Origin of the sequence: Qipengyuania vulgaris (assembly GCF_009827325.1) — a bacterium.
Lineage (GTDB): Bacteria > Pseudomonadota > Alphaproteobacteria > Sphingomonadales > Sphingomonadaceae > Qipengyuania > Qipengyuania vulgaris.
In genome coordinates this window covers 12,501-35,162 of the sequence record NZ_WTYC01000008.1, presented here as the reverse complement: position 1 = coordinate 35,162, position 22,662 = coordinate 12,501, and the positions used below count along the sequence as shown (strand labels likewise).

The following is a 22,662-nucleotide window of genomic DNA, read 5'->3' as shown; positions in this document are numbered from 1 at the left end:
ATGGGGTGTCCTCCGATCCGCACCGGGGAACGGTATCTGGAAACGGTCCTCCAGCATATCGATTGCCAGGCACAGTCGATCGGCGGCCTTGGGTATCTTGCTCTGTCGGATCCCGGATCGACCATATCCATCGCTCTGACAGCCATACTGGTGATCTTCGTCGCCCTGTTCGGTATAAGGATCGCGCTGGGTTATCCGCTCGCCGGTCACGATCTTGCGGGCCACGCGATCCGGCTTGTGATCGTGCTCACGCTCGCCACCAGTTGGCCTGCGTGGCGGGTCATCGGTTACGACGTCCTCGTCAGTGGGCCTGCAGAAGTGGTGCAGTCGATAGGCACTTCAGCGCAGCTACCCGGGTCCGATGGGAGCCTGGCCGGCCGGCTGCAGCGCGTCGACGAGGGGCTGGCAGTACTGAACGAGACTGGGGCGGGCCGGCGCGGTGTCCAGACCGGCGACTGGTTCCAGCTTGGCTTCACGCGCAGTGCGTTTCTTACCGGCACCATCGGGCCGCTGGCGCTGGTCCGGCTTGCCGGAGGAATCCTGATTGCCCTGGCACCTCTCGTCGCAGGGCTGCTTCTGTTCGGGATTACCCGCTCGATCTTCTCCGGCTGGGCCAAGGCGCTGGTCGCGGTCTTCCTGTCGACAATAACGGTGTCGCTCTTGCTTGCGGTTGAGCTCGCCCTGCTCGAGCCATGGCTCCAGGAAGTGCTCCGTCTGCGTGCTGCAGATCAGGAAGCGCTGTCGGCCCCGACCGAGGGACTGACGATGACCCTCGCCTTTGCACTGATGTGCTTCGGAGCCATCGCCTTTTCTGCATGGATCGCGTTCAACGCCTCGATTGCGACCAGGCTGTTCGCCAGCAGCACTTCGAGCGTTCAGCGGGCACAGGCAGACAACCGTTCGTACACGAGTTCGCTCGCGCCGGGACAGGCGAGGACCCTGCACAGCCAGGCCGTCGCCGCTTCCGTAACGAGATCGATGGAGCGCGATGGACGCCTTGGGCGCGATAGCCGCGTGGAGGTGGTCCAGGGAGCAGCTACGCATCGCGTGGCACCAGCTGCGGAATATCGGTCGGGCGCTCAACCGCGCTACGAGCCGCTGGGCAGCACTTACAGGCGGCCGGGCATGACGGTTTCACGCTCTCGAACAAGCAGGGATGAGACGCGATGAACCAGTTCAGCGAGGTAAGAGAGGTGGGCGAGATCGAGCGCGATGACGAGCTGGGAGACTATTACCGCGAAGCACAAAGCTGGTCGGCCGATCGCGAGAAGGCGATTGCCTCTTCCCGCAAGACCGCATGGATCGTGGCAGGCGTTCTTGGTGTAATCGCGCTGCTTGAAGCGATCGCTCTGGTGGTCCTGCTGCCACTGAAGACCATCGAACCCTATGCGCTTCTGGTGGACCGCCAGACTGGTTACATCCAGGCGCTCGATCCGCTCGAAGGAGAATCGATCCGGCCGAGCGAGGCGATGGAGCGGTCTTTCCTGGCGCAATATGTCATCGCCCGCGAAGGCTTCGATATCGACACTTTGCAGGAAGATTATCGCAAGGTCGCCCTGTGGTCGGCCGGGGACGCACGCAGCAGGTATGTAGCCGAAGTGCAGGCCAGCAATCCGGCGAGCAAGCTTGCCACGCTGGGGCGCCAGACTCGGGTCGAGGTAGAGGTGCGCTCGATCTCGTCGATCAATGCCGAGACCGCCATGGTTCGCTATGTCACGATCCAGACCGGTCCCGGCGGCCAGCGCAGTCCGCCGCAGCCGTGGGTGGCGATCTTGCGGTATCGCTTCTCAGGCGATGCAATGAGCGCGAAGGATCGACTGGTGAACCCGCTGGGATTCCAGGTCGTCCGTTACCGGCGAAATGCGGAACTGATCGACGAGCCGCAAGCAACTCCTAAGATTGAAAAAGGCGCTGCCGGTGCGTCGGAACGCGCAATCGTCCTCGAACCGCGAACCGTCCGCGTTCCACAACCCGAGGCGGAGGGAGAGCAACGTTGAGAGCCGCGCTCGCTCTTGCCCTGATGATCGGAGCCCCGGCGGCGTTCCAGCCCGGCACACTGCAGGCGCAAGCCGACGCACGGGTAGCGGACCTGCGGCCGGATTCCGACACTCGCTGGGTCCTGCACACGGCAACGCGGACGGCGCAGACGATTCTTTTTCCGGACGGCGAGCAGATCCTCGACGTCTCGATCACCGCCCCACTGGCGTACCGATCCGGAATTACCGCGACCGGGGACAGCCTGATCTTGGTGCCCAGCAGTGAGATCGAAGTCGCCGAGATGGTCGTTGAGACCGAGGCAGCAATCTATGAGTTCGATCTGGTCCCCGTCCCTTCGTCCGAGGCTCCTCTGGTCATCCGTATTAGCCATGCCAGGGGCGAGTTCTTTCCCCCGGCCACGGAGCAAGAGGTCCCCCCGGATACAGGCCAGTATCGCCTGTCGGGTGATCAGGTTCTCCGCCCTGCAGCAATTTCCGATGACGGGAGCAAGACCTACATCCGCTGGCATGCAGCACAAGCCATGCCGGCGGTCTTCGGGATCGGACCATCGGGTGACGAGGAAATGGTCGATGGTCACATGCGGGGCGAGGTGTTCACCATCGACCGGGTCTACGCGGAACTGGTATTCCGCATCGATAAAGAAAGAGCCCGGGCGAAGCGTAGAGATGGGGGAGCGCGGCGATGAGCGAAGCAACTTCCGCCGCTGACGATCGCGGAACCGCGCTGCCGCTAGTGGCCGGCAATGGCAGCAATGTCGGCATCTGGATTTTCGGGGTGGGTTTGGCGATCGCCACGGCCCTGCTGTTCTATGGCCTCGAATCCCGTCGCAGCGCCCTCAGCAGCCCGAACGTCACCGTTCCTGCCGAATCCAGCGGAAGCCCCATTGCATCGCCTCCGGAATTGAACATTCCCGACTTTGGCGAGCCGGAACCGGAATTTGCCCTTGTCATCCCGCGCCGTACCCCCCCGAAACCGGCATTCCAGATGCCGCAGCCACAGCCTGTGCAGCGCATCCGCACAGCCGAACCTCCGCTGGAGGAAGAATACGTCGATCCGCCTCCAGTCCGTCAGATTACCCGGCCCCGCCCGCAAACGGAATTTACCCCGCCTGCGCAGCGCGAACCGGCCGACGATTTGCTGCCTGAACCGACCGATGCCGAGCGCAAATTCCTTGTACGGTTCGACAATCCTTCGACCACCATTCCGAAGGGCACGGTGATTCACGCCGTGCTCGAATCCGCGCTCGATTCCACGCGGCCGGGTTCCGTGCGGGCGATCGTCTCGCGTGAAGTTAGCAGCTTCGATGGAACGCGGGTACTGATCCCGAAGGGGAGCAGGCTGCTGGGCAATTACGAAGCCGATCTGGCCCGGGGCCAGAAGCGCGCGCTCATCCAGTGGACTAGGCTGATGCTCCCCGAGGGGATCATCATGGAACTGGATTCGCCATCGGCGGACCCGCTTGGCCGGGCGGGGGTCAGGGGCAAGGTGAATTCGCATTTCTTCGGCCGCTTCGGGGACGCACTGATGCGGTCCATCCTCGATACGGGCGTGCAACTGGCGGGGCGGGAGATCGGCGGCGATACGGTGATCGTCAACGTTCCGAATGCCACCCAGATCGATGGCGGGACAAGCACGACATTTCAGCCCACGCTGAAGGTCAAGCACGGCACCAGCGTTTCCGTATTCGTGGCGCACGACCTCGATTTTTCCGACCGGTTTCGTGAACCGCGGTGACGCAGCCCGTATATCTCGACACTTTCCTGGCGCCGCTGGCGCCTTTCCTGTCGCAGGACGATGTCACCGACATCTACGTTAACCGCCCACAGGAGATCTGGATCGAACGTCTGGGCGGCCAGATCGAACGTATTGAAGCCGGCGGGTTAACATCGAGAGTAATGGCGAGGCTCGCGCGCCAGGTCGCGGCGCATTGCTCGCAGGGTATCAGCCGGGAACATCCGCTGTTGGCTGCCAACCTGCCCGACGGCTCGCGGATCCAGATCATCCTTCCTCCTGCCACGCGGGGCGAGATCGCACTGGCAATCCGCAAGCACGTAATGGCCGATCTTTCGCTTGGGGACATGGCTCGACTGGGGAATTTGGAAGAAGCTCAGATATCAGTCCGCTCGCAAGCTGCGCAGGAGCGGTTCGATACGGCGAAGTACGCCGATACTGAAGAACTGTTGCGGGCGGCGATAAGGGAGCGCCGGACAATCTTGGTTTGCGGCGGGGCCTCGACCGGTAAGACCACCATGCTCAATGCCCTGTTAGGAGAGATACCCGTGGGAGAGCGGTTGATCCTGATCGAGGACACTCCCGAACTGCGACTTACGCACCCGAATGCGGTAGGTCTGGTCGCGGCGCGAGGCTCCATGGGCGAAGCCGAAGTGACACCTGAAGACCTCCTCGTCGCATCGCTCAGAATGCGTCCCGACCGGATAATCCTGGGCGAGGTACGCGGTAGCGAGGCGATGACGTTCCTGCGTGCGGCGAACACCGGTCATCCCGGATCGCTCTGCACCATCCATGCCGATACTCCCGAAAGAGCGATCGACCAGATGGCGCTGCTGGTTCTGCAAACCGGGCCTCGCATGGCGTGGGAAGATATAACCGAATACGTGCGGCGATCAGTCGATATCGTGGTCCAGCTCGACCGCCAGTGCGGCCAGAGGAAAGTTCGCAATATCCTGGCCGTTTAGCCGTTCAAATCGCGGGGCCGCATGCATATGCAGTTGGATATAGACCCGTAGCACTATTACGAATGGCAAATTGAAACCCGGCTGCGTGGACTGTATTTATACACCATCTGCAACATTGATTGCAGGCGGTAGGGGCAAAACAGGGATCGTGACTGAATGATTTCCCCGCACGAAGAAGGTCCGGCTTGGCTGGAACGAGGTTGCGGCCCGTAATTCGCGGGTAACACAGAAGAATTCTCCGGCCGGCCCCCAAAATTCTCAGGGGTAGGCATTATGAAGAGAAGACGTTTTTTGCAGCTGAGTGCCGTTGGCGGCACGATTGCAACCATAGGTCTGTCACCGACACCCAGTCGGGCGAACTCGACCACAACCGAAACGAATTTCGAACTTACGATCGCTCCGGCCAATGCCGAAATGATCGACGGTACGATGGTCTATACGCTGCAGTACTTTCACGGTTTCGACAATCCGAGCCCTGAAATGCGTGTGCGGGAAGGTAAGCAGATCACCGTTACCGTGACCAATAACGACAGCCAGCCGCATGGTTTCATCATTCGCGGGGTTGCCGGATCGTACATTCATACGATGCAGCCCGGACAGACCGGGACGACGACCTTCACTGCCCCGAACGGGGGGACCTACCTTTATCTCGATCACTACAAGGGCCAACTGAACCGCTTGATGGGCTTGCATGGCGCGTTCATCGTGGAACCGGAGGGCGACGGGAAGACTCCTGCAGGTTCCGAAACGCCATATTCCGTGGCCGATCATAATCCACAATTGCAGGCCCTGTTCGACGCTTTCGGCAACCATCCCCGCTTTCCCGGGGACAGGTGGAGGGCGGGCGATCTCAGGCGTGAAAAGCTCTGGATCTTTTCACAGGTCGATCCGACATTGAACGAGCGCGTTGCAGCAGGCGAACTGGTGGATCCCGCCTCGATCCCTGACAACTTCCTGCCCCGCTATTTTACGATAAATGGGCTGTCAGGATTCGACACGGCAAACCATCACCTCGAGGATGGCAATGCTGCACACGACGGCAGGGCCGGGCGGATCATGCCATCCGGAAAGCAGGGCGAACCTTGCCTGCTGCGATGCATCAATGCCGGCCTCGCCACCCATGCGTGCCACATACATGGCAACCATTGCTTCGAGCTGGCGCGTTCGGACTACAAATTTCGGACCGAAATAAGCAGCAACATCTACGAACACGACACGTGGGAGCTTTTGCCCCTGCAGCGTGCCGAACTCCTCCTGCCGTTCGAACGGCCGCCCGATATCCCGCTGGATCGCTGGCCACCGGTCGAGGAGCCCTTTCCCCTGCGCTATGTGATGCACTGCCATTTCGAACTTTCACAGACAGCTGGTGGGGGGAACTACCCGCAGGGCGCTGTCACACACTGGCAAATGACGGATCCGCTCTGAGCGGCCTGGGGAATGGAGCAGAACATGTTCGATTGGGAAGACACGGCTTTCGGTGAGGAGATCACCTATTCGACCTTCGGCTGCGACGTATTCAAGGCCGATCCGCAAACACCGGATCGCCTCGAACCGGACGTCCATATCTATCGCGAGGGCGCGGAGAAGCTGGACAGAATCGCACCTGACGGGCGCAGGATCAGGTTCTGGACGTTCCGGGATACCGACCCGGCAGCGCCGAATCAGCGTGTGACCCACCCGGCTCCTGAAATCCGGGTAACGCAAGGTCAGATCGTCCATACCCATCTCACCACTTCGACCGGCCCCCATACGATCCATCATCACGGTATCGAACCGACCACTGCCAACGACGGTGTCGGCCACGTGTCTTTCGAGGTGGGTGATGGCTACACTTATCAGTGGCAGCCTGCGCGGGCCGGATCCTTTTTCTATCACTGCCACCGCAACACGGCACTGCACTTCGAACTGGGCATGTGGGGACCGCTTATTGTGGAGGCGCCCGATCAGGGCGACGGCAAGAAGCGACTGTACGAAGATGGCCCGACCTACGATTCGGAGATGACCTGGGTGGCCCATGCGGTAGATCCGCGATGGCATCTTATCCAGGATCACGACGCCGGCCTGTGCGGACTGGACGTAGGCCTGAACCGCTACGAGCCGAAGTACTTCATGCTGTCGGGAGTATGGGGGAACCGTGCCCACTATGACCCCACCACCCTTATAAAGGCGCAGGTCGGCGAGCGTGTCCTCATCCGTCTTCTGAATGCCAGCTATACAATCCTGCGAGTGAAGTTCACCTGCCCCATCGAGATCGTCGCAGCTGATGGGCATTCATGGGGCCGTGAAACATGGTGCCCCACTACGCGGCGGGTACCTGCTAATACCGTGCTCGAGTTGGTCACGGCGCAGCGGTACGACATCATCGTGGAGCCGACAAAGACTGGCCACTTCCCGGTCTTCATGCAGTTCCGGCACTGGATCACTAACAAGGTACACGACAACGGCAAGGGCCAGCTCAAGGCGAAGGTGAGGGTGACATGAGACATTCGGCAATACGCATCTCCGAATCCTACATCGTTCCGGAATCGCAGCGGTCGGCGCTTGAGAAATCGGACATTGTCTACGGCGCTGCGCAGGTCGCGCCCGACGAGATGGGCGGATATTTCGATTTCACTGACTGGCGGGGGCGAAAGATCGATCAGTCCTATTTCCTTGGCCGCTGGACGATGCTGTATTTCGGATACAGCAGGTGCATGGGCTCGTGCCGGGCCGCCGCGCCGGTCCTGGCACAAGCGGCCAGCGAGTTACGAGCGGCCGGATTTCCGGCGCGGGCAGCGTTTGTCGACATCGAGACGCACCCTGTCACCGCTCCGCAGCCGATCAAAAGGACTGGTGAGGAACACCGGCATTCCTACAACTGGTCCATGCGCATGGCTCAGTCGGACCTTTTCGACAGACACTCAGGACAAATCGATGTGCTCACCGGCAATCGGGTGCAGCTGGCCCAAGCGACCATGGCCTATCATGTGCTGCGTGAACACACGACGGCGCGACCGGGGGAGGAGGCCATGAGCATTAATCACAGTTCGATGATCTACCTCCTCGGGCGCGATACCTTCGTCGCTGCCTACGGCTATCACGATATCGGCGCGCGAGCGCTGGTATCACTCGTGCGGGAACTCGACCGAGTCGAACGTGCCGCAATCGATTTTGCTGCAGCGAAGCGACGCTATTTGCGGGGCGCCTGCGGGAGCGCTGCGTAACGTTTTTCGTTTCGGTGACGCGGAATTCCGCGCGGTTGTGACAAAAAAGGCAACGCCGACATAGCTGCTTGGCAGAGGATTATTGCGAAGAAAACCAATACGTTCTCGGTGTCGATTCGCCCGAACCCGCCAAGCAAGACCGCTTCTGTTTCAAGTAAAGCAATGAAATTCCGAGATAGTTTGAAACCGCCTCAAGCGTGTTGTTGGAATCGGTCAGCTTTGGTATGCTTAGGCCATAATCAATACTGCAAGACATGCTGATACACCCAAATATGTAATCAGCTGCTGCACCGATAGGTGGGGTCGCCTCTGTGTTTCGACGCTTAGGGGCAGGATAATGACGTTCTTTTCGATTGTTGTCGCGGATAGCGATAGCTTGAGCCGTATAGGTTTGAGAGCAGTTCTCAGGGATGGGGGATTCCGCGAGCCGATTGGGGATGCCACCAGTTTCTCAGAACTTGCCGCTGCGATTCCGGATGAAAGTTCCGACATCGCCATCGTCGACATTCATTTGCCTGGTCTGAATGGGCCAGACGGTTTGAGTAAAATTCTGCAAGACCACCCTAGCCTGAAGGTCTGCGTCTTGTTCGACGTGGTGACGCGCGAGATCGTTTCAGAATATCTGGATGTCGGCGTAATGGGGTATGTTGATAAATCGTGCACCGCTGCAGAGATCCTGGATGCAATTGCCGCGATCTCCGAAGGCCGACCTTATCTTTCGAAGCTCGGCGAAACCAGTTCCGATTGCGGATTGGAGGCGGCCCCTGCCGGTGCTCTTACGCGTCAGCAACGCAAAGTCTTGACCGTCATGGCGGCGGGTAAATCCAATAAGGAAATCGCCAGGGAGCTGGGTATCTGTGAGGGTACGGTAAAGGTCCATGTAAACGCGGCGTATCGCGCTCTAGGCGTGCACAATCGTGTCGCGGCGGTCTCGGTCCTGCGTGACCGAGGGCATTCTCCAGTAGCTGCTTGACGTTAGATTTACCTCGCAAGGTCCACGCTAGATTAGTGGCGATGTAATCGAGGACTGGCGATCTCCGGGCTCGCGACGGGGCGGATGGTTTTTTCCAATTTCAGGTCACTGATTTTCGACGGATATGGACGCTCCGCGCGCTACCTTTCCTGTAGATTCAGGTGCATTTCGGATCATATGCCGATCTATCTATATACTTTAGAGTAAAGATATAGATTTTGCACTATGTACAATTGGCGTTACGAATTAATCCATCATGCGTGTAGACTAATTTAGCAAACAGTATGAATATCTCTCATCAATCCACGAAAGACTCATTTCGTGATAAACGGGCGCGGAGGGATTTCATGATGCTTTAGGCAGTGTGCGCTTTTGCGCCCATGAGAGTTTGTCCTTCCGCCGCCATTTTTAGGGGGAAGTACAATGGCTGTTAAGCTCAACCTTCACGACCTGAAGTTCATTCTTGACCAGATCAAGATCGCCGAGCGCCATGCCGCTGGTGAGAGCCTAGTCGACATCATCGGCAACTATCATCTCCCCTACGGTCTCCGAACGGTGGACGGCAGTTACAACAACCTGGTCGAGGGGCGCGAGCGCTGGGGCGCGGCGGACGAGATCCTGCCGCGCATGTTCACGCAGTACTATCGTAATGACCAGGACGGCGACACAATGTCGTTCGGTCCTGGCATGACCATTACGAACAACGATTACGGGGCAGCAGGCGACGTAGCCGATGTCGACCCACGCATCATTTCAAATCTGATCGTCGACCAGACCGCAGGCAATCCTGCTGCAATTTCCGCAGCGCTCACGCAAACGGGATATGAAGGCGACGTAATGGCTGCAGTTCAGGCGTTGAACGCTGCCTGGAATGCTCATGAAGCCGATCCGGCGATCAATACATTTGAAGACTTTGTCGCCTTGGCAGAAACCTATGGACTGTCGATGCAGGGCGACACCCTGATGATTCCCAATAGTGCTCCGGACGAAGGCCTGTCTGCACCCTTCAATGCCTGGATGACCTATTTCGGCCAGTTCTTCGATCACGGCCTCGATCTTATCCCGAAGGCCGATAATGGTACGGTCTACATCCCTTTGCAGCCGGATGACCCGCTGTTCGACGCTGGCTTTGACGGAATTCCGTTCACAGCCGACGACGGCCGGACGAACTTCATGGCGATGACCCGTGCGCAGATCGACGAAAACGGCGAGACCGTGAACACGACGACTCCTTTTGTCGACCAGAACCAGACCTATGGCTCACACGCATCGAAGCAGATTTTCATGCGCGAGTACGAGATTGTCGATGGTGCGCCGCAGGCCACGGGCCATCTGCTCGAAGGTTCCAGCGGCGGACTCGCCACTTGGGCCGACATAAAGGCGCAGGCGCTCGAGATGCTCGGTATCGAGCTGACCGACGCGGATATCGGCGGGATTCCCCTGATACTTTCGGATCCGTACGGAAATTTCATTCCGGATGAGAACGGTTTCGCTCAGGTAGTCGTCGGGTTCGATGAAAACGGCGTCCCTAACGCTTTTGTGAGCGGTACGCCGGATAATCCCGTACAACTGTTGATGCCGGGTGATGCAGAACCAGCCGATGGCGGAATTTACGCCTATGCTGTTCGAACAGCTCATGCATTCTTGGACGACATCGCGCACAATGCGGTTCCGGTCTTCAACGCAGATGGATCGCTAGCTGCCGATGCGGACACGCTTACCGGCAATTCGGTTCCTGTTGGCACGAGGGGCGAAAACCTCGAGTACGATGATGAGCTTCTGGACCGCCATTTCATTACCGGTGACGGGCGCGGCAACGAAAACATTGCGCTTACCGCGGTTCACCACGTCTTCCATTCCGAACACAACCGGCAGGTCGAGGCTAACAAGGTCGAAATCCTGAAGTCCGGCGATCTTGAGTTCATCAATGAATGGCTCGATATCGACCTGACTCAGCCCGAAGTCAGCGGACTGGGCAGCATGAGCGACGCACAGCTCGCCGCTTATGGTGCGATGCTCGACTGGGATGGCGAACGGTTGTTCCAAGTGGCGAAGTTCGCGACGGAGATGCAATACCAGCACCTCGTTTTCGAGGAGTTCGGCCGGAAGCTTCAGCCGAACATCGATCCCTTCGTCTTCAATACTACGACCGATATCGACCCGGCGATCTTCGCCGAGTTCGCCCACGTCGTCTATCGCTTCGGTCATTCCATGCTGACCGAAGATGTGAATCGAATGTTCCTGAACGATGCTGGGGAGCCTGTCTTCTACGACGAGTTCGGGAACGAGACTCCTGTCACCGATATGTCGGCCTGGGGCAACAACATGGGCTTGATCGAAGCCTTCCTGAACCCGGTCGATTACGACCTGGATGGCGCAATCACGGCGGATCAGGCTGCGGGTGCAATCTTTCGCGGCCTGAGCCGCGAGCACGGCAACCATATCGATGAATTCGTCACCGATGCGCTGCGCAACAACCTTCTCGGCCTTCCGCTGGACCTCGCTGCGATCAATATCGCTCGCGGCCGCGATACCGGGATGCCGACATTGAACGAAGCGCGGGCCCAACTCTTCGACGCCACGGGTTCGACCTTCGTAGCACCTTACGGTAGCTGGGCGGAGTTCGCAGAGAATTTGAAGAACCCTCTGTCAGTGATAAATTTCATTGCGGCATACGGCACGCATCAATCGATCATCGACGCTGGCGACAATGTGGAAGATCGCAGGGCGGCTGCGACCGACCTCGTCCTTGGTGCCGTGGGCGAGACAGCCCAGCAAACTGCAGACCGCTTGGCTTTCCTCAATGGACCTGCCGCAGAAACCGGGGTCAATGACATTGATTTCTGGGTGGGCGGCCTTGCGGAAGCGCCGATGTTGTTCGGGGGGTTCCTCGGGGCCACCTTCAACGCCGTCTTCGAAGCCCAGATGGAGATCCTGCAAGATAACGACCGATTCTATTATTTGACTCGAACGCAAGGGCTCAATCTACTCAACGAGCTAGAAAACAACGCGTTTTCCAAGCTCATCTTGGCCAATACCGACATGGCAGATGCGGGGGCTGACGGTATTCGCGGGACGGCTGACGATATCCTAAACTTCCACGGTCACGTCGATGCCTTCGCTATGCCGGATTATATCCTTCATGTGGATCCTTCGAAGCAGGTGGGGCCGGATCCTCAACATGATGATCCGATACTGAATGCCATCGGCCAGACCCTGGTCCAACGCGACGATCTCGCCACTCCTGGTGTCGAAACGAACTACATCAAGTTCATTGGCGACGAACATATTGCCATCAACGGCACCGACGGAGATGACACGATCATATCCGGCGCTGGCGATGACGGTATTTGGGGCGGTCTTGGCAACGACCGGATTGAGGGCGGCCAGGGTGTGGATCTCATTCTTGGCGGTGCCGGTAACGATATTATCACCGACAGTGGCGACAGCGGAGACTTCATAAAGGGTGAAGATGGCGACGACGTAATCGCCAATTCCAATGGTCTTGACATTTTGATGGGTGGAGATGGCAAGGACGCCTTCATTGTCGGTGTCGATCTGACCGAAGTCTTCGGCGGTGAAGGTGACGACTTCATCCTTGGCGGTGACGATGGTGACGGCCTGATGGGCAACGAGGGCAATGACTGGATCGAAGGCGGCGGCGGCTTCGACGTTATCTCCGGCGACAATTCGGAACTGTTCTTCAACTCGACGATCATTGGCCACGACGTGATGTTCGCGGGTGCCGATGAAAACGATTTCGATGCGGAAGCCGGCGATGACATCATGGTCCAGGGTGTCAGCGTTATGCGCAACGAGGGCATGAGTGGATTCGACTGGGCAAGCCATCAGGGGAGCCCGGTGTCGGCCAATGCAGACATGACGGTGAGCATCTTCGTCAATGACCAGGCGGATGTGCTGCGCAACCGGTTCGACCAAGTGGAAGCACTTTCGGGGTCGGATCACAACGACATCCTGCGCGGCGACGATCGCGGCACTACGGATGTCGTGGATCCAGAAGTCGACATGGAAGGTCACGAACTGACTCAGGCGGGTGTCGATCGGATCGATGGCTTGCGCGAAGCGCTGGGTCTGGCACCACGCGGCGATGCGCCGGATGATGAGGTGGTGTTCGACTCGGGGAACATCCTGTTCGGCGGTGGGGGCAGCGACTTCATCGAAGGTCGCGGTGGTGACGACATCATCGACGGCGACCTGCGTCTTCATGTCCGCATCAGCATCACCGAACAGGGCGGCGAGAACGAAATTGCTACGGTCACTAGCTTGCGGAATATCGTAACGATTGACGGTGTAACCAAGCCATTGAGCGCGCACCTGATCGATGGGACGGTGTCACCAGGACAAATGCACATCGTCCGCGAGATCGTGGACGACGGTGAGAACGGCGATGTAGATACCGCAGTATTCTACGATGATTTTGCCAACTATCAGATCACCGCTGCGCCAGGAGGTGGCCTGCTGGTCACACATATCACCCCGACTGATGGAGTGATCGATCCATTTACTGGTCGAGCACGCCTTTCGGATGGGATGGATACTGTTCGCAACGTCGAATTCCTGCAGTTTGCCGATCAGACGATCGATGTTTCGACGCTTAACCCGACAATCACCGGGGCAGCGACATTGGATGACATGACCCCCACGGAAGGTCAGGCACTCACTGTTGATGTCAGCACGATTGCCGCCAGCAACGGGATCGCGTCTGCGACGATCCAGTGGCAGCAGTCTGCCAATGGTGTCGACTGGACCGACATTCCGGGGGCTACAGGCAACGAGTTTACGCCGGAAGACCTGCCAGGCACCACCTTCGGCGCGCAGGCCGGTCTGATGGTCAGGGCCTCGTTCAACTATGTCGACGGCCTTGGTTTCACGGGTTCGGTCGTCACGCCCTCAACCGCGCCTGTCGGTGCCAATTGGGAGGCGGCAGTTGCGACGAACTTCATCGGCACCGATGGTGACGATATTGCAGTCGGAAGCGCATTTGGCGAAGAATTGCTTGGCTTTGCCGGTAATGACTTGCTCATCGGCGGCGGTGGAGATGACCTGCTTAGTGGCTACACCGGTAACGATACGACCATCGGTGGGCTTGGCAACGACACGCACCATGTCGAGAGCGTGAATGATATCGTCGTCGAGGCTGTGGGTGAGGGCAATGCAGACCGAGTCTACTCTTCCGTCAACTATGTTCTGACCGCAGGGTCCGAAGTCGAGATCATGTTTGCAAGGGGCGCTGACGACCTCTCGCTAACCGGCAATGAGTTCGGAAATACCTTATGGGGTAATTCCGGCGCCAACATTCTCGACGGAGGCTCGGGTAATGACGAGCTTCGCGGGCTTGCCGGCGATGACACGCTCTTTGGCGGCGTAGGCGACGACGTCCTTTGGGGCGGAGTAGGAGCCGACAATTCGACAGGCGGGCTTGGAAACGATACCCATCATGTCGACAACGTAGCTGATGTGGTGCTGGAAGCTGTCGGCGAGGGCGATGCCGATCGGCTCTACTCCTCTGTAAACTACGTTCTTGTGGCCGGCTCGGAAGTCGAAATGATGTTTGCGAAAGGTGCCAACAATCTCTCGCTGACGGGTAATGAATTTGCGAACTTCATCCGCGGTAACGCCGGAGCCAACACGCTCGACGGAGGTGGAGGTGACGACACTCTGGCTGGTCTGGCCGGAGCAGATACCCTCATCGGTGGCGATGGAAACGATACGCTTCGCGGTCAGGGAGGGAACGACAACCTTCAGGGCGGAGCAGGGGACGACTTCATGGATGGCGGCGGAGGTAACGATACCGTCAGTGGCGGGCTAGGAAATGATGTCTTCCACGTCAACAGCGCCGGCGACATCGTCCTGGAAGCGGCAGGGGAAGGTTTTGACCGGATATATTCGGGCGCGAATTACGTCCTCGCCGCCGGTGTGGAAGTCGAAGTAATGTTCGCCAAGGGGACTGGAAATCTCCAGCTAACCGGCAATGAAATCGCCAATACGCTATGGGGCAACTCCGGCGCAAACACCTTGAATGGTGGTGCTGGCGACGACCGGCTCTGGGGCCTTGCTGGTGACGATACAATCGTCGGCGGGGCCGGTAACGACGTAATCCAGGGCGGTGCCGGTAACGACACCATCGTCCAGACGGGGGCCACCGATGGCCGCGACTGGATCAACGGCGGCGCCGGAATCGATACCTGGCAGCTCAATGCCGGTGCTGGTGAGGATTACACCATCTATACCCGGAGCGAAGCAATCGCCGCGGGCATGACGGGACTGGCCGGGAATACCGAGATCGTGGTGACCCTCAATGGATCGGACAATGCCTCGATCATCGCCGAACTCGACAATATCGAGGAGATCGTGATCGACTCGGTAGATGTCGCTTCGGGCGGCGGCGTGAATGGCGGGCCTACCGCTAGCGGCGCATCGATTACCGTTGTCGGGAACTTCAATTCTACCAGCCTCGATCTCAACACCATCACGGTGAACGGAGGTTCCGGGAACGATACGGTCGATATCAGCCAACTTAGCTCGGGCCACCGCCTCGTGTTCGATGCAAGCCAAGGATTCGATCAGGTAATCGGGACTATACGGCCTCAGGACACCATACTGTTCCCGGAAGGTGAGGATGCGCTGTTCAACCGCCCGGTTCGCGAGCTTGTCGACGGCTTCGAGGACTGGACGCCGAAATACGAACTCTTCGGAGGTTTCTCAGATTGGTTCGACTTCGGGATGCGAGGTGGGAGATTCAACGGAGAGTTTGATTTGGTCGCATGGGAACGACCTATCAATCAGGCTTTCAATGAAAGCGCCGGCAGCCCATTCGGGCTCTCGCCTACCCATCAACCAAGGGACGATTTTGGAATTGCGGAGACTGCCCCCTTCGAAGACATGATCTTCGAGACCTTCCTTTTCTAAGGTCGCCCTGCCGGAGCCCAGGCTAAGCCCTGGGCTCCGGTTTCTACGTTGCAAGAGGCGATCGTATGTCTCGTACGGAGACCCCTGACCGAATTCATTCCTTCTTCAGCGCCGCGAGCGCCTCTGCCATAGGTCCGGTCGGACGAGCTTCCTCGTCGGTTTCGATCCCAACTTTTTCCCGCAATGCATCGGCGCCGGGGCCTTCGCGATAAGGGTCGATGGCAAGACCAAGGGTCTGCGCAATCGCCTCGCCAAGGTCGAAACTTCCACCCTCGTACTCGATCTCGTCGAGATCCTCTTCGGACAGTTCGAATTCCGCGTCCTCGTCATATTCGGGCATTCGACCTGCGGGCACGAAACAGAGTGAAAACGGCTCTGAAGCTTTATAGGTCAGGCTGTCGCGCGTGACGGCGCAGGGCTGTTCGATCGTCGCGGTAAGCGTGCCGTCGACCAGGACGGCGTCATCTTTCTCGTCGAAGTCGACCTTTGCCTTCAGGGCATGGATGGCCGTGACACTGAACCGCTGCGCCAGCGCGGCACACTCCGCTTCGCTTGCTTCCACGGTCAAGGCGCCGGCTGGCAAGGCACGCGGCTTCACCAGCCGGACAAGCTCTCTGCCCTCGGTCACGCGGCAATTTCCCCGGCCCGAAGCTGCTCTGCGTCGGTGCGCTCAAGCCGCTTGTGCAGCCTTATCATACGGTCGGCCAGCGCTTCCGCTTCGTCTTCCTGCGCCATGGTGACATTGCGCTTCAGAGCGTCGGCCAGCGCGGCGCGGTCCTCATCTGCCAGCCTTTGACGGTAGGTACCCAAGCGTCCGCCCATGCTGCTCATGAGGTTGCCGATCTTCTTGCCAACCGTGGGGTCGCCGATCCCAGCCTCGCGCAACTGGCCTTCCATATCCTCGACGAACAGTTCGGTAACCAGCGAGGTATGCGGGGCGAGCTCCTCGTCCTTTTCCATCCGCAACAGCACCAGGCTCAGCACCAGCGTAATCATGTCGAAGCGGCCTTCGACCGTGTCAGCCACACCGCACATGCGGTACCAGTCCGGCTCGCGGGCCTGCTCCACAATCGTATGCCAGAGCGGTCGCCACTGCTCGCGCGGATTTGGCTGGGTGCCGAATAGACGGGCGAAAAGAGACATGAGAAAGTGCTTTCGTTGCGGTTCGTTCAGCGGCAATTCAAATCGCCATCCCCACCGCGCGAGAACACGCACGTTGCAAGCGGCGGCGCGGCGGTTTAGGGCCTCGCTCGCGCATATAGGGCGCAAGGCCTCACAGGCCAAGCGCGCCGGAGATACGGAGTTGAAGCAGTTCCCATGAGGACCACGAAAATCCTTGGTGCCACCTTGATGGTCGCAGTCGGCCTGACACTGGGCGCGTGCTCCTCGATCCGCGAATCGCGGGGCTATGTCGTCGACAATGTCTTGCTGAGCTCGGTACAGCCGGGGATCGACAACCAGCGCAGCGTTGAAATGACGCTTGGCCGTCCGACTTTCACCAGCCAGTTCGGCGATCCGACCTGGTATTACGTGTCCTCGACCACGGGTCGTAAGCCTTTCGTGCGCCCGCGCGTCCAGGCGCATCAGGTTCTGGCGGTAAAGTTCGGTCCGGACGGTGATGTCGTGTCGGCTGAGCGTTCCGGGCTCGATCAGGTGGTCTATCTCACGCCGGATGGCGACGAGACTCCTACCCTGGGCCGTGAACGCGGCTTCCTCGAAGACTTGTTCGGCAATATCGGCACGGTCGGCCAGCCGGGTCTCGGCGGACAGGGCGGTCCCGGCGGCCCCGGAACCTGAGCGCGTCTTGACCCTAATTCCGCGCACCCCATATCGCGCGGCATGAGTGATCAGGACAATCGCCACGGGCTGACCCAGTGGCACGGAACCACCATCATCGGCGTTCGTAAGGGCGACCGGATCGTCATTGCCGGGGACGGGCAGGTCTCCATGGGCAATACGGTAATGAAACCCAATGCCCGCAAGGTCCGCCGGATTGGTGAGGGCGGCAAAGTCGTCGCCGGGTTCGCAGGTGCGACGGCAGACGCTTTCACCCTGTTCGAACGGCTCGAAAAGAAGCTCGAACAATATAGCGGGCAGCTGCTGCGTGCCGCGGTCGAACTGACCAAGGACTGGCGCACCGACAAGTACCTGCGCAATCTCGAGGCATTGATGATCGTGGCGGACAAGGAAAACCTTCTCGTCCTAACCGGCAATGGCGACGTGCTCGAACCCGAAGGCGGGATTACCGCGATTGGATCTGGCGGGAACTATGCGCTCGCCGCTGCCAAGGCGATTTCCGAATATGAGGACGATCCAGAGGTTATCGCGCGCAAGGCGATGCAGGTCGCCGCCGAAATTTGCGTTTTCACCAATGGCAATGTGACCCTAGAAACCGTCTAAACAGCGGTCTGAAAGATTTCATGGACAATTTGACCCCCAAGGCGATCGTCGCCGCCCTTGACGAACACATCATCGGCCAGAAGGACGCCAAGCGCGCTGTCGCCGTGGCCCTGCGCAACCGCTGGCGCCGCCAGCGACTTGATCGCGACTTGCGTGACGAAGTAACGCCCAAGAACATCCTCATGATCGGCCCCACCGGTTGCGGCAAAACCGAAATCAGCCGCCGGCTGGCGAAGCTCGCCGAAGCTCCTTTCGTGAAGGTAGAAGCGACCAAGTTCACTGAAGTCGGCTATGTCGGCCGGGATGTCGAACAGATCGCGCGCGACCTTGCCGAGGAAGCTATCCGGCTGGAGAAGGAACGCCGCCGCGAGGCCGTCCGCGAAAGCGCCAGCCAGGCGGCTATGGAACGGCTCCTCAATGCCTTGGTCGGTGAGAACGCCAGCGAGGCGACACGCGAGGCCTTCCGCGAACGCGTGGTCCAGAACGCGATGAACGACACCGAGGTCGAAATCGAGGTCAAGGACCAACCTGCGGGCAACATGGAAATTCCCGGCATGCCCGGCAACGTCGGCATGATCGACCTCAGCGACATGCTCGGTAAGGCGATGGGCAAGTCCAATCTCAAGCGGCGCAAGCTCAAGGTCCCCGAAGCCTGGGACCGGCTGGTAGAAGAAGAGGCCGAAAAGCGCATGGATCAGGACGATGTGAACCGCGTCGCACTGGAGAATGCGGAAACCAACGGCATCGTCTTCCTGGATGAGATCGACAAGATTGCCGTCAGCGATGTGCGCGGCGGCTCTGCAAGCCGTGAAGGCGTTCAGCGCGACCTGTTGCCGCTCATCGAAGGCACCACGGTTGCCACCAAATACGGACCGATGAAGACCGATCACGTGCTCTTTATTGCCAGCGGTGCCTTTCACGTCTCGAAACCGTCGGACATGCTCCCCGAACTCCAAGGCCGCCTGCCGATCCGCGTCGAATTGCGCGCGCTGACCGAAGAAGATTTCGTCCGCATCCTGACCGAGACGCGGGCAAACCTGCCGCAGCAGTACACGGCGCTGATCGGGACCGAGGACGTAACACTCGTCATTACCGACGAGGCGATCACCGAAGTGGCGAAGATCGCCGCGCGCGTGAACGAAAGCGTCGAGAATATCGGTGCCCGGCGCCTGCAGACGGTTATGGAGCGCCTGCTCGAGGATATCAGCTTCGAAGCCGAGGAGCATAAGGGCGAGACGATCACCGTCGACGCCGCCTATGTGCGCGAACGGCTCGACGATCTCGCAGGTGACGCGGATCTGAGTAAGTATATCCTGTAGATTAGCGGATCGGTTCGCCCCGTTTCTGCGATGCAGGCCGGATGGAAGAATTCAGCGCCCTATTTGCGCGCTTATACCCCAATCCCGAGATGATCGAGGGCCTTTGCGCCACTGCGTTTGCTGTCCTTATGCCGCTGTAGGACCACGTTGTAGGCTTGGGATCGCGACGATTGATAGGCCGGTCGTGTGCCACGTTGCATGGCTCGATATGATTGGAAATGTCTCCTTAATTGTTTCCTCACCTCGATCAAACTTCGTGCTGCGACCAATCTGATAAACAAATTAACCATGGAAATTAACCTTGGGGTTACCCCGTTTCTAGGGAGTTTCTGAAAACTTGCTGCCCTAAATGGGTGTCGGGGACGCTCCGGCTGTTCCGAACGGTAACGCTACGGATTTGCCGAACGTCCCCAAACTTTCCAAGGGCGATGATCGCTCGTTGGCCACCTTCTTTATAATTCAAGGATGGGGCGCCAGCCCGATCTCGACCCCGGTCTTGTCGGTCAGTGCGAACTTGTCGACAAGGTCGCTGCTGGCCCGGTTGAGCCCGCGAACCTGGACGCTGCGACCGTTCCTCCGCATGCGTTCGACGACCTTGTCCAACGCGCCCACCGCGGAAATGTCCCAGAAGTGTGCCTTGCTGACATCGATGATTACGTGGTCGGCCGGATCCGGCAGGATGCTTTCAGGGCCTAGTGCGGCTTCGAAGCGCTCGACGCTGGCGTAGAAGATCTGGCCCTTTGCCCGGTAGATCGCTGTCTCGCCATGGCGTTCGCGCACGACCTCGAACATCGTCATTACCTTGTGAGTAAAGAACACGCCCGAAAGGACGACACCTGCAAGCACGCCCAAAGCAAGATTGTGCGTCGCCACCACGACCACAACTGTGGTGAGCATGACCACGCTCGACTGCCAGGGATGCTTGGACAGATTGGGGATCGAATTCCAGGAAAAGGTCCCGATCGAAACCATGATCATGATCGCCACCAGCGCGGGCATGGGAACCTGGCCGACAAGCCCGCCGAGCACGGCGAGCAGGATAAGCAGCGAAAGGCCCGCAGTGAATGTCGAAAGACGCCCGCGGCCTCCGCTTGTCACGTTAATGACAGACTGGCCGATCATTGCGCAGCCGCCCATGCCGCCGACCAGGGCTGCGGCAATATTCGCAACCCCCTGGCCAGCGCTCTCGCGGCGCTTGTTCGAGCCGGTGTGCGTCATGTCGTCGACGATCTGCGCGGTCAGCAGCGATTCGAGCAGGCCGACCGCCGCCATGGTCGCAGAATAGGGTGCGATGATGGCCAGCGTCTCCCACGTCAGCGGCACATCGGGCAGCATGAAGTAGGGCAGGCCTTCGGGAAGCTCGCCCATGTCGGACACCGTGTTGACCGGCGCATCCAGCCAGATGGTCAGCGCAGTCAGTATGATGATGGCGATCAACGGGCTGGGCAGGGCCGTCGTGAAGCGTGGAATAATGTATATCATGGCGAGGCCGGCAATCACCATCGTATAGGTCATCCAGCCGATGCCGCTGGCCGTGGGATCCAGCTGCGGCAGCTGTGCCATGAAGATGAGTATGGCGAGCGCGTTGACGAAACCGGTGATGACCGAGCGCGAAACGAACTGCATCAACAGGTCGAGCCGCAGGAGTGCCGCAATGCCTTGGAATACACCCATCAGGATCGTCGCTGCGAAGAGATATTCGACCCCGTGATCGCGGACCAGAGGCACCACGACCACGGCGACCGCGGCGGTCGCGGCGCTGATCATGCCCGGACGGCCGCCGGTGAAAGCGATGACCATGGCGATCGCGACCGAGGCGTACAGGCCCACCCGCGGATCGACACCGGCGATGATGGAGAAGCCGATGGCTTCGGGGATCAGCGCCAGCGCCACGACGATCCCGGCGAGGATGTCTGCACGGACGTTGGAGAACCAATCGCGTTTGACCGTATCGAGGTTGGGCATTGCAGCTATCCGGCCTTGAAAAGGAAGAGGCGGGCAGGGGCCCGCAAAAATCCGCTCCTCTTTAGCGATTGTGCACTGCACCACAAGCCGGAGGGGAATTTCAGGTAGGAGCCGTCTCTTCTTCGCTTTCCTCCGCCTGCTGGCGCGCCCACATCTCGGCATAGAGCTCGCCTTTCCTCAACAGCTCCCGATGCGTCCCCGTTTCGGCTAGCCGTCCGTGGTCGAGCACGAGGATGCGGTCGGCATCGGCGATGGTGGACAGACGATGCGCGATGGCGAGGGTGGTGCGGTGTTCGCTCACTTTGTGAAGCGTGCGCAGGATGTCCTGCTCGGTCCGGCTGTCGAGAGCGCTGGTCGCCTCGTCGAGCAGGAGGATGGGTGGATCCTTGACCAGCGTCCGCGCAATGGCGACGCGCTGCTTCTCGCCGCCGGACAATTTCAGACCCCGTTCTCCCACCTCGGTCTCGAAGCCGTCGAGCAGGCGTTCGATGAACGGCATGATCGATGCAGCGCGGGATGCGCGCTCGATATCTTCGACGCTCGCATCCTCGCGGCCATAGGCGATGTTATAGCCGATCGTATCGTTGAACAGGACGCTGTCCTGGGGGACGATGCCGATGTGGGACCGAAGGCTTTGCTGCGCCACCCGCGAAATATCCTGCCCGTCGATCAGGATGCGGCCCTTCTGCGGATCGTAGAAGCGGAACAGCAGCCGCGCGATCGTGCTTTTGCCCGCACCGGACGGACCAACGATGGCCACGTGGCTACCGGCCGGGACTTCGAAGGTGAGGCCGTGAAGAATGGTGCGTTCCGGCTCGTAGCCGAAAACGACATTGTCGAAGATGATCGAGGGGCGTTTCACAATCAGCGCAGGGGCGCCCGGCGCGTCTTCGACTTCTACCGGTGCATCGATCAGCCGGTACATCTCGGCCATGTCGACCAGTCCCTGACGAATAGTGCGATATACGAACCCAAGCAGATCGAGCGGTCGGAAGAGCTGGACGAGATAGGTGTTCACGAAAACGAGATCGCCCACCGTCAATTCCCCGCGGCTCCAGCCCCATACCGTATAGGCCATGGCCCCGGCCATGAGGCCGCCGGTTATGAAAGCCTGCGCGATATTGAGCATGCCGAGTGACGCGTCGGACTTGATCGCCGCCTCGCTATAGGCGCGCGCC

General features: G+C 59.5%; 17 protein-coding genes (1 of these 17 cut by a window edge). 13 read left to right on the top strand and 4 right to left on the bottom strand.

The features are described 5' to 3' along the window. The 10 genes from GRI69_RS13110 to GRI69_RS13065 all read left to right on the top strand — a co-directional run bounded on the left by GRI69_RS13110 (position 1) and on the right by GRI69_RS13065 (position 15,800). Positions 1-1,170 (top strand): TrbL/VirB6 family protein, encoded by a 1,170-nt coding sequence (locus GRI69_RS13110; RefSeq protein WP_160728729.1) that lies wholly within the window; start codon positions 1-3, stop codon positions 1,168-1,170. Continuing rightward, positions 1,167-1,997 (top strand): VirB8 family type IV secretion system protein, encoded by an 831-nt coding sequence (locus tag GRI69_RS13105; protein ID WP_160728728.1) that lies wholly within the window; start codon positions 1,167-1,169, stop codon positions 1,995-1,997. The genes GRI69_RS13110 and GRI69_RS13105 overlap by 4 nt, the downstream gene beginning before the upstream one ends. Further along, positions 1,994-2,683, top strand: coding sequence for a TrbG/VirB9 family P-type conjugative transfer protein (locus GRI69_RS13100; protein ID WP_160728727.1), 690 nt, complete (start codon positions 1,994-1,996; stop codon positions 2,681-2,683). Before GRI69_RS13105 ends, GRI69_RS13100 begins: the two co-directional genes overlap by 4 nt. Beyond that, positions 2,680-3,732: a TrbI/VirB10 family protein gene (locus GRI69_RS13095; protein ID WP_237453112.1), complete on the top strand. Its 1,053-nt coding sequence runs from the start codon at positions 2,680-2,682 to the stop codon at positions 3,730-3,732. Before GRI69_RS13100 ends, GRI69_RS13095 begins: the two co-directional genes overlap by 4 nt. Continuing rightward, on the top strand, positions 3,729-4,694 hold the full coding sequence (gene virB11 / locus GRI69_RS13090; protein WP_160728726.1) for a P-type DNA transfer ATPase VirB11: 966 nt from the start codon (positions 3,729-3,731) through the stop codon (positions 4,692-4,694). Before GRI69_RS13095 ends, virB11 begins: the two co-directional genes overlap by 4 nt. Positions 4,695-4,967: 273 nt before the next feature. Continuing rightward, a complete protein-coding gene (locus GRI69_RS13085) occupies positions 4,968-6,119 on the top strand; it encodes a multicopper oxidase domain-containing protein (RefSeq protein ID WP_160728725.1) in 1,152 nt (383 codons plus the stop codon). Between the two features lie 24 nt (positions 6,120-6,143). Then, positions 6,144-7,175 carry a copper oxidase gene (locus tag GRI69_RS13080; RefSeq protein WP_160728724.1) on the top strand — a complete coding sequence of 344 codons (1,032 nt, stop codon included), beginning with the start codon at positions 6,144-6,146 and terminating at the stop codon, positions 7,173-7,175. Continuing rightward, entirely contained in the window at positions 7,172-7,897 is a 726-nt protein-coding gene (locus GRI69_RS13075; protein ID WP_160728723.1) for an SCO family protein, read from the top strand. The genes GRI69_RS13080 and GRI69_RS13075 overlap by 4 nt, the downstream gene beginning before the upstream one ends. A gap of 337 nt (positions 7,898-8,234) precedes the next feature. Next, positions 8,235-8,870 carry a response regulator transcription factor gene (locus GRI69_RS13070; protein WP_160728722.1) on the top strand — a complete coding sequence of 212 codons (636 nt, stop codon included), beginning with the start codon at positions 8,235-8,237 and terminating at the stop codon, positions 8,868-8,870. 423 nt (positions 8,871-9,293) lie between these two features. Continuing rightward, positions 9,294-15,800, top strand: coding sequence for a peroxidase family protein (locus tag GRI69_RS13065; protein WP_160728721.1), 6,507 nt, complete (start codon positions 9,294-9,296; stop codon positions 15,798-15,800). Between the two features lie 94 nt (positions 15,801-15,894). Here the strand turns inward: GRI69_RS13065 and GRI69_RS13060 are convergent, their stop codons facing one another. Then, positions 15,895-16,428, bottom strand: coding sequence for a YceD family protein (locus GRI69_RS13060; protein ID WP_160728720.1), 534 nt, complete (start codon positions 16,426-16,428; stop codon positions 15,895-15,897). After that, the gene (locus GRI69_RS13055) at positions 16,425-16,943 is read right to left on the bottom strand and encodes a ubiquinol-cytochrome C chaperone family protein (RefSeq protein ID WP_160728719.1); all 519 of its coding nucleotides are present in this window, start codon (positions 16,941-16,943) and stop codon (positions 16,425-16,427) included. Before GRI69_RS13055 ends, GRI69_RS13060 begins: the two co-directional genes overlap by 4 nt. 174 nt (positions 16,944-17,117) lie before the next feature. Between GRI69_RS13055 and GRI69_RS13050 the strand changes: the two genes are divergently transcribed. The 3 genes from GRI69_RS13050 to hslU are packed head-to-tail and all read left to right on the top strand — an operon-like array spanning position 17,118 to position 19,519. Continuing rightward, positions 17,118-17,597: an outer membrane protein assembly factor BamE gene (locus tag GRI69_RS13050; RefSeq protein ID WP_160728718.1), complete on the top strand. Its 480-nt coding sequence runs from the start codon at positions 17,118-17,120 to the stop codon at positions 17,595-17,597. A gap of 42 nt (positions 17,598-17,639) precedes the next feature. Then, positions 17,640-18,200: an ATP-dependent protease subunit HslV gene (gene hslV, locus GRI69_RS13045; protein ID WP_160728717.1), complete on the top strand. Its 561-nt coding sequence runs from the start codon at positions 17,640-17,642 to the stop codon at positions 18,198-18,200. Between the two features lie 20 nt (positions 18,201-18,220). Continuing rightward, positions 18,221-19,519 (top strand): ATP-dependent protease ATPase subunit HslU, encoded by a 1,299-nt coding sequence (gene hslU / locus GRI69_RS13040; protein ID WP_160728716.1) that lies wholly within the window; start codon positions 18,221-18,223, stop codon positions 19,517-19,519. Between the two features lie 459 nt (positions 19,520-19,978). Here hslU and GRI69_RS13035 read toward each other — a convergent pair whose 3' ends face one another. Further along, a complete protein-coding gene (locus GRI69_RS13035; protein ID WP_160728715.1) occupies positions 19,979-21,484 on the bottom strand; it encodes a SulP family inorganic anion transporter in 1,506 nt (501 codons plus the stop codon). A 100-nt stretch (positions 21,485-21,584) separates the two neighbouring features. Beyond that, positions 21,585-22,662: the 3' portion of an ABCB family ABC transporter ATP-binding protein/permease gene (locus tag GRI69_RS13030; protein ID WP_160728714.1), read on the bottom strand. It continues 743 nt past the right edge of the window; only the last 1,078 of its 1,821 coding nucleotides appear in the window; its start codon lies off the right edge, out of view; the stop codon is at positions 21,585-21,587.